The 12,906-nt window shown below is 61.6% G+C and carries 14 protein-coding genes; 6 read left to right on the forward strand and 8 right to left on the reverse strand.

Features of this window, described 5'->3' with window-relative positions; all coding sequences use genetic code 11:
- Nucleotides 1-48: 48 nt before the first annotated feature.
- The gene (locus ACLKMW_RS00790) at nt 49-435 is read left to right on the forward strand and encodes a hypothetical protein (RefSeq protein ID WP_415722467.1); all 387 of its coding nucleotides are present in this window, start codon (nt 49-51) and stop codon (nt 433-435) included.
- 87 nt (nt 436-522) lie between these two features.
- Here ACLKMW_RS00790 and ACLKMW_RS00795 read toward each other — a convergent pair whose 3' ends face one another.
- A complete protein-coding gene (locus ACLKMW_RS00795) occupies nt 523-1,680 on the reverse strand; it encodes a hypothetical protein (protein ID WP_415722740.1) in 1,158 nt (385 codons plus the stop codon).
- Between the two features lie 316 nt (nt 1,681-1,996).
- On the opposite strand from ACLKMW_RS00795, the gene gatB reads away from it, so the two are divergent.
- Nucleotides 1,997-3,496 (forward strand): Asp-tRNA(Asn)/Glu-tRNA(Gln) amidotransferase subunit GatB, encoded by a 1,500-nt coding sequence (gene gatB / locus ACLKMW_RS00800; RefSeq protein ID WP_415722468.1) that lies wholly within the window; start codon nt 1,997-1,999, stop codon nt 3,494-3,496.
- 4 nt (nt 3,497-3,500) lie between these two features.
- Nucleotides 3,501-4,004 carry a GNAT family N-acetyltransferase gene (locus ACLKMW_RS00805; RefSeq protein ID WP_415722469.1) on the forward strand — a complete coding sequence of 168 codons (504 nt, stop codon included), beginning with the start codon at nt 3,501-3,503 and terminating at the stop codon, nt 4,002-4,004.
- 10 nt (nt 4,005-4,014) lie between these two features.
- Here ACLKMW_RS00805 and ACLKMW_RS00810 read toward each other — a convergent pair whose 3' ends face one another.
- A complete protein-coding gene (locus tag ACLKMW_RS00810) occupies nt 4,015-4,497 on the reverse strand; it encodes a hypothetical protein (RefSeq protein WP_415722470.1) in 483 nt (160 codons plus the stop codon).
- Nucleotides 4,498-4,664: 167 nt separating this feature from the next.
- Between ACLKMW_RS00810 and ACLKMW_RS00815 the strand changes: the two genes are divergently transcribed.
- A complete protein-coding gene (locus ACLKMW_RS00815; protein WP_415722471.1) occupies nt 4,665-5,063 on the forward strand; it encodes an NADH:ubiquinone oxidoreductase subunit NDUFA12 in 399 nt (132 codons plus the stop codon).
- A 331-nt stretch (nt 5,064-5,394) separates the two neighbouring features.
- On the forward strand, nt 5,395-5,817 hold the full coding sequence (locus tag ACLKMW_RS00820; RefSeq protein ID WP_415722741.1) for a DUF2155 domain-containing protein: 423 nt from the start codon (nt 5,395-5,397) through the stop codon (nt 5,815-5,817).
- Nucleotides 5,818-5,914: 97 nt separating this feature from the next.
- Here ACLKMW_RS00820 and aat read toward each other — a convergent pair whose 3' ends face one another.
- The 6 genes from aat to ACLKMW_RS00850 all read right to left on the reverse strand — a co-directional run bounded on the left by aat (nt 5,915) and on the right by ACLKMW_RS00850 (nt 11,598).
- Nucleotides 5,915-6,532, reverse strand: a complete 618-nt coding sequence (aat, locus tag ACLKMW_RS00825) for a leucyl/phenylalanyl-tRNA--protein transferase (protein WP_415722472.1) — start codon at nt 6,530-6,532, stop codon at nt 5,915-5,917.
- A 213-nt stretch (nt 6,533-6,745) separates the two neighbouring features.
- Complete coding sequence (accC, locus tag ACLKMW_RS00830; protein WP_415722473.1) at nt 6,746-8,089, reverse strand: acetyl-CoA carboxylase biotin carboxylase subunit; 1,344 nt, start codon at nt 8,087-8,089, stop codon at nt 6,746-6,748.
- Between the two features lie 18 nt (nt 8,090-8,107).
- On the reverse strand, nt 8,108-8,587 hold the full coding sequence (accB, locus tag ACLKMW_RS00835; protein ID WP_415722474.1) for an acetyl-CoA carboxylase biotin carboxyl carrier protein: 480 nt from the start codon (nt 8,585-8,587) through the stop codon (nt 8,108-8,110).
- 28 nt (nt 8,588-8,615) lie between these two features.
- On the reverse strand, nt 8,616-9,050 hold the full coding sequence (aroQ, locus tag ACLKMW_RS00840) for a type II 3-dehydroquinate dehydratase (protein ID WP_415722475.1): 435 nt from the start codon (nt 9,048-9,050) through the stop codon (nt 8,616-8,618).
- A gap of 232 nt (nt 9,051-9,282) precedes the next feature.
- Entirely contained in the window at nt 9,283-10,104 is an 822-nt protein-coding gene (locus ACLKMW_RS00845; protein ID WP_415722476.1) for a DsbA family protein, read from the reverse strand.
- Nucleotides 10,105-10,230: 126 nt separating this feature from the next.
- Entirely contained in the window at nt 10,231-11,598 is a 1,368-nt protein-coding gene (locus ACLKMW_RS00850) for a M48 family metalloprotease (protein WP_415722477.1), read from the reverse strand.
- A gap of 156 nt (nt 11,599-11,754) precedes the next feature.
- On the opposite strand from ACLKMW_RS00850, the gene ACLKMW_RS00855 reads away from it, so the two are divergent.
- Nucleotides 11,755-12,903, forward strand: coding sequence for a pyridoxal phosphate-dependent aminotransferase (locus tag ACLKMW_RS00855; protein WP_415722478.1), 1,149 nt, complete (start codon nt 11,755-11,757; stop codon nt 12,901-12,903).
- Nucleotides 12,904-12,906 lie beyond the last annotated feature (3 nt).

A 12,906-nucleotide genomic window follows, 5' to 3' on the forward strand; every position in this document is an offset into this window, starting at 1 on the left:
TCTCGCTGAAGCATGAATAATCAATATCGCAGGTACATCGCAGGGAAGATGAAGGAATACTTCGTGCAACAAGGAGAATGCATCATGAAAACCTTTACCATTACACTCGCTGCCGCTTTTGTTTCTTGCTCCGCCATCGCCGCGCAAGCCGGCGGCTGGGGTTCCAGCAGCCATACGCAATTCGGCCACAACCAGACATCGACCGGCGGCCTAGTCAACGTCTCGCCGTCCATCGGCCTTGGCGACGTCAACGTGCTGAACGGCTTGCTCAATGGCACCTCGGTGCTGAACGGCTCGGCCATCCTCAGCGGCAACACGGTGTCGGGCATCCTGAACGGCAACAACACCGGCAACGGCATTTTGAGCGGGATCGGCGTCGGCGTGCTCGGCGGCAACAGCATCCTGAACCGGAAGAGCTACAAGCTCGGCCGCTGACCGCAGCGTGCGGCAAATGCCTATCCTGCCCGCGTCAACTGCGGCAGGATAGGTCCCTGGATGGAACTCGTGGAGCGGTTCGCCGCTCTACAGTTTCGTCCTGATACCGACGAACGCATCGAGCGAGTTCTTGCGGGTGTCGATAACCGTCAGGCGGCGATCGGTGAAATCCAGACGAACAACCAGCGACAGGGCTTTGGTGGCGTCGTATGCCGCTTCCGCGTAGATGCCGTAGGCATGTTCTTCGTTTTCCAGCAGCAGGTTTTCCTTCAGCTCGCCGAATATGCCGGAAGCGAGCAGCAGTTTTTCCGATGGCCGCAGCCTGACCTCGATCTCGCCGCGCTGCAGCCATGAGGCGAGCGGATCGTCGCTATCGACCGTTTCGAAGCGGCCGAATACGGCACCACGCAGTTCCAAGCCGTGGAGCAGCGGCTTGGCGAAACTGAGTTGATAGGTCGGGCGGGTATTCGCATAAATGTCATCGGCGCCGAGCAGCGTCTGGATGCCTAGGGCGACGTTGATGGTCGCGCCGTCGGTTCCGGTCCAGCCGGCCTCGGTGCGCAACGTGTACTCGGACAGCGACAGCCCCGCGGGTGGAAAACCGAGCTTTTCGACCGAAACCCTGGTTGCCGAGGCCGAGACGCCGTAGGTGACCGGACCGGCGGTGCGAAAGAGCCTGGCGCCAATCCGTAGCCGGTTTTGGTCGGGGTCGAGTTTCGTTGGCGCGAAGATCGTGTCCTGGAACGTTGTCCTGCCGACCTTCTCGAGCGCATCGGCGAGTTCGAGGACCAATGCCGTGCCGCCGCCGAGATCGATGCCGAGCTGGGTTTCAGCGGCGAACACTTGGCTCAGCGTGCGCGTGCCGAGGACGAAGGGCCCAAGCGTCAGGTCGTCGCCTTCCGAAGAAACCCGATAGCTGAGCGCGCCGCGAAGTTCCACCGTGGGACTGAGTTTTTTCGTAACTTCCAGTTGCAGTGCGGCGGCGTGGTCGTCCTCGATACCGATCGTATCATAGCGGCTTGCCTGGAATTCTGCGCCGAGCCGCACGACGCCGTTTTCGTGCTGCGCGGCATGCTGAAGCGAGCCGCGGATCAAGGTGTACCAGTCGGCGACGGCGAATTCGCTGTCGAGGGCATTGCTGGTGTGGTGCCGCTCTATGCTGGCGGACATCGTCGGTGCGGATGCCGGCTCGGCAAGTGCTGGCGAAGAAGCTGCCAAAGCCAGGAATGCGCAGACGCTTTTCATCCGCACGATGCGCTCCGCTTGCTGGGAGCCTCTCCCGCCTGCGGGGGTGGCGAGGCGGGAGAGGCTGGAGGAACCCGCCGAAGCGGAAGGAGCAGGCTCTTGCCTGCATAGGGACGGTAGGACATTGTTCCTAAATATCGCGTGAGAGTTGTATAATCGTTAAAGTTGTATCCGGATGTGGCGCTAAGAAGGATGTGAGCTGCCCCCTTTCAGCATTGGGTGCGCAAAGCTTGCAACCTCGCGGGTATTGATCTAGCGAAACGACGATCATCTCATGCGAAGACGCCTCGCACATCAGCCACGCTTCCGGAACGCCATGACTCTTATCGATACACGCACGCCCGATCCGAAACGCCTGATCCCTGGAGCCACCGGCGATTGGGAAATTGTCATCGGCATGGAGGTTCATGCGCAGGTGACCTCGAACGCCAAGCTGTTTTCGGGAGCCTCGACCTCGTTCGGGGCGGCCCCTAATGCCAATGTCAGCCTGGTCGATGCGGCAATGCCGGGCATGTTGCCGGTCATCAACGAGGAATGCGTGAAACAGGCGATCCGCACCGGCCTTGGCCTGAAGGCGCAGATCAATCACAAATCGGTTTTCGACCGGAAGAACTATTTTTATCCCGACCTGCCTCAGGGCTACCAGATTTCGCAGTTCAAGCAGCCGATCGTCGGCGAGGGCACGGTGATCGTCTCCGTCGGTCCCGACAAGAAGGGTGAGTTCGAGGATATCGAAGTCGGCATCGAGCGGCTGCATCTTGAGCAGGACGCCGGCAAGTCGATGCATGACCAGCATCCGACCATGTCCTATGTCGACCTGAACCGTTCGGGCGTCGCGCTGATGGAAATCGTATCGAAGCCCGATATGCGCTCGGCCGACGAGGCCAAAGCCTATCTCACCAAGCTGCGGATGATCGTGCGCTATCTCGGCACTTGCGACGGCAATATGGACGAAGGCTCGATGCGTGCCGACGTCAACGTGTCGGTGCGCCGGCCGGGCGGCGAATTCGGCACGCGCTGCGAGATCAAGAACGTCAATTCCATCCGCTTCGTCGGCCAGGCGATCGAATATGAGGCGCGCCGGCAGATCGCCATTCTGGAAGATGGTGGCGCAATCGAGCAGGAAACGCGGCTGTTCGATCCGAACAAGGGCGAGACGCGCTCGATGCGCTCCAAGGAGGAGGCGCATGACTATCGCTATTTCCCCGATCCGGACCTGCTGCCGCTGGAATTCGACCAGGCTTATGTCGATGCGCTGGCCGCAGACCTGCCGGAGCTGCCCGACGACAAGCGGGCGCGACTGATCTCGAGCCTTGGGCTTTCGGTCTACGATGCCTCCATCCTCGTCGCGGAAAAATCGATTGCCGACTATTTCGAGAAGGTGGCGAGCGGCCGCGACGGCAAGCTCGCTGCCAACTGGGTCATCAACGATTTGTTGGGTGCCCTGAACAAGGACAGCGGCGATATCGAAAATGCGCCGGTTACGCCCGACCAGCTCGGCGCCATCATCGATCTCATCAAGGAAGGCACGATTTCCGGCAAGATCGCCAAGGATCTGTTCGAGATCGTGTGGAAAGAGGGTGGGGACCCGCGCGAACTGGTCGAAAGCCGGGGCATGAAGCAGGTCACCGATACGGGCGCCATTGAAAAGGCGGTCGACGAGGTGATCGCGGCAAATCCCGACAAGGCCGAACAGGCGCGCGCCAAGCCGAGCATGGCCGGGTGGTTCGTCGGCCAGGTGATGAAGGCGACCGGCGGCAAGGCCAATCCGCAGGCGGTGAACGATCTGGTCAAGGCCAAGCTCGGCGTGGAGTGAAGCGATGTTCGTACGCACCGCCAGCGAGCGTGATCTGGCGGCGGTGCGCGCGCTCCTCGTCGAGACATGGCACGCGACCTACGATGCTCTCTACGGCGCCGATCAGGTCGAGGAGATCACCGCCGACTGGCATTCGATTGCCTCGTTGAAGGCGCGCATGGCACGGCCGAATTCCGAATTCCTCGTTGCGGACGACGGCGAGCGGCTCGGCGGCATGGCCTATGCGGCGGCGACAACCGATCCGAAGATCGTGATGCTGCACCAGCTTTACGTACATCCGTCCGCGCAACGCGCCGGGCTGGGAAGAATGCTGCTGCGGGAAATCGAGGACAGTTTCCCAGACGCCCGCCTGATCAGGCTCGAAGTCGAGCAGGCCAACGCGCCGGCCGTGGCGTTCTACCGGGCAAACGGTTTTACGCCGGTCGGAGAGACGGCGAATTGCGGCGGCGGGCAATCCGGCATACCGGCCTGGTCATGGAAAAAGTGCTCGCCTGACAGGCAAGGCTGATCGGCTTGATTCAAGACGTTGCCCGAACGCGCTCGGCTTCGGCAAGGCGCGTGATGTAGGCGGTGAAATCCGGATCCTCGCCGGGCAGAAGCGAGGGCAGGGCGCGGCGAAAATCCTCGCGCTCGCACCATTCGCGCATGAAATCCTCCCATGAGCGCCAATGCCGCAGCTTGCGTGGCGTCATGTTCTTCTCATAGGCGACCAGATAGGCTCTTTCGAACAGCGCGATCAGAATGGCGAAGAGCGCCAACATCTGCTCGAGCTGGAGTTCGTTGAGGCCGGGGGTTGCCTCGCGTGACTGCAGCTTCAGGTCGGGATGGTCGAGGGTGAGCTTGAGGAAATCGGTATAGCCATCGGCCAGCATCTGCCGGATTTCTTCCTCCTCGTTGACGCGTTCCTTGCGCTGTTCGTAGACGAAGATGAAGATGGCGAGCGGCAGGCCGATTATGGTTACGCACAGGCTGAGTATTTCGAGGATCTGCCTGAAGTCCATCGCGTGCGGCCCGTATGGATCTACGCTCAACTCTCGCGATGCTATGTCCTTTGCCCGCCCTTGCCAATTGCGTGCAAAGCGGCGCTCAACAGCCAAAGCCTTGCAATAAGAACGCGCGGACGCCATAAGGCGGGGAGTTGTTGCGCATTGGAGCGCTTGAGAATCGCATGAAGAATTTCCTCCTGCAATTTTTCACCTGGTGGAGCAGCCAGACGCTCGGCACCCGTTTCCACACCTGGCGTCATGGCACCGAGGTTGGCCGCGACGAGGCGGGAAACATCTATTACGAAGGCGGCAAGGACTCCGAGGGGCGCACGCGGCGCTGGGTCATCTACAAGGACCTGGTTGAAGCCTCGCAAATTCCGCCGGGCTGGCACGGCTGGATTCATCACCGGGTAGATACGCCGCCATCGAAGGAAAACTACGTGGCGCGGGAGTGGGAGAAACCACATCTGCCCAACCTGACCGGCAGCGCTGCGGCCTACCGTCCGAAAGGCTCGCTGCTCGGCACTGGCCATCGGCCGCAGGTAACCGGCGACTACGACGCCTGGACGCCGGGCGGGTGAGGGCATTCGTTAGTTCATTGCTAAGACCAAGGGTATTTTCTCGCCATATTTTGTGGCTATCAGCGCTGCAACAAGGCGTCACCCACGCAGCCTGGCTTCAATCTCCGGTATTTTCCCGATGACGACAACCAGCCGACATTCACGAGGCCGACGCGCTGCGAGCGCCTGGGCCGCGTCGGTATTGGCACTCGCTTCGATGCTTGCTCCCGCCGCCGCGCAGCAGTCCGACCAGTTTCCGCCGCCTCCGCAGGAGCCGGGCGTTTTCGCTCCGCTCGAGGAACCTGCCGCTCCGCCTCCGGCAGAGGAGCCGGGTCCCATCCCCGGCGAGGAGTTGCCAGCGCCTGTTCCCGGCGAGGAGCCGACCTCGGCGCCGCCCGAACAAGAGACGACGCCGGCTCCGGCCAAACCGGCAAATGCCGGCCGCGTGAAGAACCCGGTTGCCGAGTTTACCGGTGTCGACAAGATCACCGGACGCATCATCACCTTCGATGTCTATATTGACGAGACGGTGCAGTTCGGCGCGCTGCAGGTGACACCGCGTGTCTGCTATTCGCGCCCGGAAAGCGAAGAGCCGAAAACCGACGCGTTTGTGGAAGTCGACGAGATCACGCTCGACCGGAAAATCCGTCGCATCTTCACCGGTTGGATGTTCGCCGAAAGCCCTGGGCTCAACGCCGTCGAGCATGCCGTCTACGACGTGTGGCTGAAGGGTTGCAAGACGGAATCCGACGTGCCGGCCCCGAAAACCAACTGACGACGACCGGCGCTATAGCCGTCTCGACTTCCAACACTTTTGGTCAGGCAATTCCGATGGAAGTCGATTTCCGCTTCCCTGAAATTGCTTTAGGGGCTCACGGGTAGAATTCGGCCCGGCCTTGCAGGGCTTCTTCTAGCAACTGCTCATATCGGCCGCGCGCGATGTCGATTGCACCGAAGCGCTTCAGATGTTCGGTGGTGAACTGCGTGTCGAGAAGCACGAAGCCGCGTGCATTCAGGCGCTCGACCAGGCTGACCAGACAGACTTTCGAGGCGTCGGTTTCCTTCGAGAACATGCTTTCACCAAAGAAAACGCGGCCGAGCGTCACGCCGTACAGCCCGCCGACAAGGCGGTCCTCCCGCCAAGCCTCTACCGAGTGGCAATTGCCCCGCTCGAACAGTCTGATATAGGCTTCACGGATCGAAGCGTTGATCCAGGTGGTCCTGCGCTCGGCGCGCTCCTCGGCGCAGCCATCTATAACCCCGATAAAATCGCTATCGAATCGGATGTCGAAACGCCGCTGGCGGATGGTCTTGCGCAGGCTTTTGGGAATATGGAAAGCGTCGAGCGGGATGATGCCCCGCGTTTCCGGACGTACCCAGAAGACGTCCGGATCGGTTGCGCTTTCAGCCATCGGGAAGACGCCCGACGCATAGGCGCGAAGCAGGATATCGACCGGAATCCGGTGTCCGGGAGCATAGGGGCGGGTCATGGGGTGTCGCCGGCACGCCGGTGGGCGACCCTGCCGCCTTCGCATCTCTCCAGCACCTTGCCGCCGCACATCTTAGCCGCCCGCCGGGTTCAAACTACAGCCCTTGGTGTCCGATCGGACGCGGCAAGAGGGATGTAGCGCTTTTGAATTTAAGCACAACCCTGTCCAAAATCGATCCCGCTTTTGGATTTATGAGATCATGCGGAATATACGCTATTGCGTCTCCGCGAGGTGCTTTTCCAGCCAGTGGATATCATAGTCGCCATTGGCGATATCGGGGTTGCCGACCAGTTCGCGAAACAGCGGTAGTGTCGTGTTGATGCCATCTACGACGAATTCATCGAGTGCGCGGCGAAGCCGCATCATGCACTCGACACGGTTGCGACCGTGCACGATCAACTTTCCGATAAGGCTGTCGTAATAGGGCGGGATCCGGTAGCCGGAATAGACGCCGGAATCGACACGCACACCCAAGCCGCCCGGCGTGTGGAAATGCGTAATTGTGCCGGGCGAGGGCACGAAGGTCTTCGGGTCCTCGGCATTGATGCGGCACTCGATGGCGTGCCCGTGAAAGCGGATATCCTCCTGACGCACCGACAATCCGCCGCCCGACGCGACCCTGATCTGCTCATGCACCAGATCGATGCCGGTGATGGCTTCAGTCACCGGGTGCTCCACCTGCAGCCTGGTGTTCATCTCGATGAAGTAGAACTCGCCGTTCTCATAAAGGAACTCGATGGTGCCGGCGCCGGAGTAGCCGAGATCGGCAATGGCGCGCGAGCAGATGCCGCCGATCTGGGTGCGCTGCTCCTCGTTGAGGGCCGGTGAATTGGCCTCCTCCCACACCTTCTGGTGGCGGCGCTGCAAGGAACAATCGCGCTCGCCGAGGTGGATGCCCTTGCCGGCTCCGTCGCCGAACACCTGGATTTCGATGTGGCGCGGCTTTTCGAGATATTTTTCGATGTAGACTGCGTCGTCGCCAAAGGCGGCTCCGGCCTCGGAGCGCGCGGTTTGCAAGGCCTCCACAAGGTCGGTCTCGCTGCGCGCCACCTTCATGCCGCGCCCACCACCGCCGGCCGAAGCCTTGATGATGACCGGATAGCCGATTGCGGCGGCAATGCGCTTGGCCTCGCCTTCATCGGAAACGGCCCCATCCGATCCGGGCACGACCGGAATGCCGAGACGCTTGGCTGTGCGTTTGGCCTCGATCTTGTCGCCCATGACGCGGATATGATCGCCCGACGGCCCGATGAAGGTGATGTTGTGGGCCGCAAGAATGTCGGCGAACTTGGCGTTTTCCGACAGGAAGCCGTAGCCTGGATGGACGGCGTCGGCGCCGGTGATCTCGCAGGCGGCGACGATCTGGTGGATGTTCAGATAGCTGTCGCGCGAAGGCGGCGGTCCGATGCATACGCTTTCGTCGGCAAGCCGCACATGCATGGCATCGGCGTCGGCGGTCGAATGGACGACGACGGTCTGGATGCCCAGTTCCTTGGCCGCACGCAGCACCCGCAGCGCGATTTCGCCACGATTGGCAATGAGGATTTTCTGAAACATCCGAACCTGTTCCCCGAACTATTCGATAACGACCAGCGGCATGCCGTATTCGACCGGCTGCGCATCCTCGAACAGGATCGCCGTTACCGTGCCGGAGCGCGGGGAGGGTATCTGGTTCATCGTCTTCATCGCCTCGATGATCAGCAGCGTCTGGCCTTCCTTCACAGCCTGACCGACTTCGATGAACGGCTTGGCATCGGGCGCGGGGGCAAGGTAGGCGGTTCCGACCATCGGCGAGGGGACGGCATTGCGGGAAATGTCGGGGGCGGGCGCGGCGGCATTGGCGGCAGGGGCGGGAGCCGCCGCCGGTGGAGGAGCAACGTGCACCGAATTGACCGGCGCCGGTGCGGCAACCGCATGCATGGCAGCAGCCTGACGCGAAACGCGCACCTTGAGGTCGCCGAGCTCGACTTCGATTTCGGTCAGATTGGTGTCGTTCAGTATGCCCGCCAGATCGCGGACGAGTTGCTGGTCAACACCGGTCTTCTTTATCGACATGTTCGAGCCTTTTCTTCTGTTGCGCCAGTCACAGCCGGGCGGCGAGCGCCTGTAGCGCCAGTGTATAGCCGAGCGAACCGAAACCGCAGATCATGCCCACTGTCGCGGGCGCGATCATGGAGATGTGCCGGAACGGCTCGCGCGCATGAATATTGGAAATATGCACCTCCACCACGGGCAGTGGCGCGACCGCGCGGATGGCGTCATGGAGGGCAATGGAAGTGTGCGTATAGGCGCCCGCATTGATGACGATCCCAACCGCTTTGTCGCCTGCTTCCTGGATCCAGGTGACGAGATCGCCTTCGTGATTGGACTGGCGGCACTCGGCGGCAAGCCCCAGCGCCTTTGCTGTCTTGCGGCAGTCGGCCTCGATCGAGGCAAGCGTCGTTGCGCCATAGATGGCGGGCTCGCGCTTGCCGAGCACGTTCAGATTGGGACCGTTCAGGACGTAGACAGTCTTCAAGCGAAAAACCTCTCGCGCGCCGGAATATTGACGCGCCGAACCTCTATAGTTGGCTTAAGCCGTTGCGAAAAGAGCGCAAGCGCCTTCTTTTCCTGTCCACAGACCGATGATTCTCAAGTGTTGGACCCCTTAGAGCGCCGTGCGTCCAAACGGACGCGCAAGGACGCTCTAGTTCTTTGATTGAGCATCGGATCGATTCCGAAAACCGGATTCCACTTCTCGGTCCGGGGCTCTAGCAGCCCTCTTCGCCACAGGCCCTGGCGGCTTCGATCTTTTCGCTCAGCACATCCTTGCCAAGTGCGCCGAAAACCACCTCGTTGCCGACGACGTAGGATGGCGTGCCGGTGATCGACAGCTTGTTGGCAAGTTCGTAGGTCTTGGAGAATGCGTCGGCGATGGCCGGGTTCTTCATTTCCTCACGCAGCTTGGCCTCGTCGGCGCCAAGCGAGAGCGCGATCTTGATCGCGGCGTTCTCGTCGGCGCGTCCTTCGCTGCCGAGCAGCTGGTTGTGGAATTCGCCGTATTTTTCCGGCGCAAGCGCGCGGAACGCCATCGAGACGATATGCGCCTTGTGCGAGTCGGGGCCGAGGATCGGGAACTCCTTCAGCACGAAGCGCAGGTCCGGATCGGCCGCGGTCAGCGCCTGCATGTCCTCCTGGGCGCGTTTGCAATAGCCGCAATTGTAATCATAGAACTCGACGATGGTGACCTTGCCGTCGGGGTTGCCGACAATGCCGTCATAGGCGGAATTGAAGATTTCGGCCCTTGCCTCGCTTATCACCTCGCGGCTGGCGAGACGCTCCTGCTCCTGCTTCTTTATTTCCAAAGCCTGCTGGGCTTCCAGCAGCACTTCGGGATTGGTGAGCAGATAATCGCGAACGATGGTCTCGACCTCCTGGCGATCGAGCTCAGCCACATTGGTGGGGGACGCCTGAGCGGCGGGCGCCGGCACATCGGCAATCTCCACTTGCTGCCTGCCGGCAAGGAAGCCGGCCGCCAGCATGACGATGGCCACCGCCGTTCCGGTCGCGCCCAACAGAAGTGCCTTTTTCATCTCGATTTCCGTTCCATATCTGAAGCCGCTACCGCTTGGTCCGATGCTTCTGCATCGTTCGGCCATTTGTTCTCGACGGCAGGAAAACTTTCCTGCCTGCGCTGTGCCGCACTTACCGGCCGGCGCTCATTTCTTGCGCACCTTGTAGTTAATGATGTCTTGCGCGCGAACCCATCCGGGCGCGCCGCGCTTGAATCTCTGCTGCGCGCGCATGGCAAAGATTTTGGCGTCCTGGTAGGAGCCGCCGTAAAAATGGCCTTCGGCGGTGGCCAGTTCCGCTTCAGCGATGTCGCCGAGCTGACCATATGCCTGCGCCAGATAACGATAGCCGGCCGCATTCTCGCGATCCCGGTCGAGACCTTTGCGTATCTGGGCAACGGCCTGCTTCAACGCGTCCGGCGTGCCGACGGCAATCAGCGCCTGCCCGTAAGAGATCGGCAGTATGCCCGATTTGACGGGATCCAGCTGAACGGCCTTGGCGTACGACCTTGCCGCCTCCGCGGGCTTGTTGACTTTCATCAGAATATCGCCGCGCAGTTCCTGCAGATAGGGGTTCTTCGGCTGTTGCTTGATTAGCGCGTCGACCTTGGGAAGGGCGGAACGCGGATTGCCGAATTCATAGGTGGCCAATGCATCGGCATATTGCGCGGCAACGCCGCCCTGTTTGCGGAAAAGGCGCGAGGCGCCTGCCTGGCCTTCCGTGTAGACCGCGATCTTGGCCCGCATCATGTCATGACGCTGCTGGAGGATCGCGGAATCCTTGCGCTCGTAATTGGGGCTTCTGGTTGCCAGTTCTTCCAGATTGGCGATGCGGTCGCGCGGCATCGGATGGCTGACCTGATAGGGGTCGACCCGCGCGCCGGAGAGCGAAAGCGCGCTCTGGAAGCGCTTGAAGGTTGTCAGCATGCCCTTGGCCGATTGGCCGGTCGCCTCGAGATAGGTGATTGCCGAACGGTCGGCGGTCGCTTCCTCGGTGCGCTGGTAGCCGAGCAGGCCGCGCCGCGCCATCTCGCCGCCGCCGATGGCGAGGCCGCCGCCGGCTTGCGCCAGTTCGCCCGATTTCATCGCAGCACCCGCCGCGACGGCGCCGACGCCGAGCAGGCCGGCAACGATGGCCATGGTCTGGGCGCGCGCCAATTGCTCGCGCAGCCGTTCCTGGTGGCCGCCGGCGATATGGCCGGCCTCATGCGCGATGACGCCGATGATTTCGTTCGGCGTTTCGCTCTGGAGCAGCGCCCCGGTGTTGATGAACATGCGCCGACCGGCGACAAAGGCATTGAAGCTTCGATCGTTGACCAGGATGATATCGATGCCAGACTTGGAAAGGCCCGCCGCCCGCAGAATAGGCCGCGCATAGTCGCGCACCAGCGCCTCGATTTCGGCGTCGCGCACGATCGGCAGGCCCTGCGCGAAAGCGACAGCGGAGGAGGCGACGGAAAGGGCGGCCGCCAGCGACAATGCCGTAAGCGAACGTGCGGCCCTGGAAATCAGCATTGGGAAAGAACGCGCCTGCATGATGAAACCACTGGTAGACGAGCAAGGGGACGATGGAAAGCTTGGGCACGCAAGTTCATGAACTTGTGATCCCCACATCAATCGGGCATTTGTGCGGCGCTGCCAACCAAGGCAGTGCCAGGAATGGACGCGAAAATGGTTGTTTCGGTTTCAAGACGAGCGGATGTCGAGCCGTTTCATGCAATGGACGTGCTGGCCGAGGCCAACCGGCTCAAGGCGTCCGGTGCGCCGGTCATTTCGATGGCTGTCGGCCAGCCTTTCGATCCGGCGCCGGCACTGGTTCGCGAGGCCGCCTCGCGTGCCCTGCGCGACGGGCGCATCGGCTACACGGATGCGCTCGGCACGCTCACCCTTCGTCGGGCAATCGCCGACCACTATGCCGAACACTATGGGGTGGAGGTGGCGCCGGCGCGGGTCGTCGTCACCACCGGCTCGTCGGCAGGCTTCAACCTGGCGTTCCTGGCGATGTTCGATCCGGGCGATCGCGTGGCTGTAGCGGCACCCGGCTATCCTGCCTATCGCAATATCATGAAGGCGCTGGGCATCGAGGTCGTGGAAATCGAGCTTGCCGGCGCGGCCTATCTGAGCGCGGAGCATGTGGAGGCCGAACATCGCCGCAAGCCGCTCAAGGGCGTGCTGTTTGCGAGCCCCGCCAATCCGACCGGCGCCGTCATCCCGCCCGACGAACTGGCCGAGCTTGTATCGACGGCAAGAAGTCTCGGAATTTCGGTGATTTCGGACGAAATCTATCACCGTCTCGCCTATGGCGGGCCGGATAGGACCGCGCTTGCCTTTGATGATGACGTTATCGTCATCAATTCATTCTCCAAATATTATTGCATGACCGGCTGGCGAATCGGCTGGATGGTGCTGCCCGAAAACCTGGTGCGGCCGATCGAGCGCATCCAGCAGAGCCTCTACATTTCCGCACCGGAACTGTCGCAGATCGCCGCCGTCGAGGCATTCGGGGCGACGGCGGAACTGGAGGCGGTGAAGGCCCGCTATGCGGCGAACCGCGAATTGCTGATGCAGCGGCTGCCGGAAATCGGCTTTGCGCTGGCCGCGCCTATGGATGGGGCGTTCTACGCCTTCTGCGATGTCTCGCGGCTGACCAATGACAGCATGGAGTTTGCCCGGCGCATGCTTGCCGAGGCGCATGTAGCGGCTACGCCCGGCCGCGATTTCGATATGGTTTGCGGCCATCGCTTCATGCGGCTTTCCTATGCGGGCAGCCATGAAGACATGGTCGAGGCGGTGGCTCGCATAGAGCGCTGGTTGAAATAGGGG

The sequence above is a fragment of the Borborobacter xinjiangensis genome (assembly GCF_047739745.1).
Lineage (GTDB): Bacteria > Pseudomonadota > Alphaproteobacteria > Rhizobiales > Rhizobiaceae > Pseudaminobacter.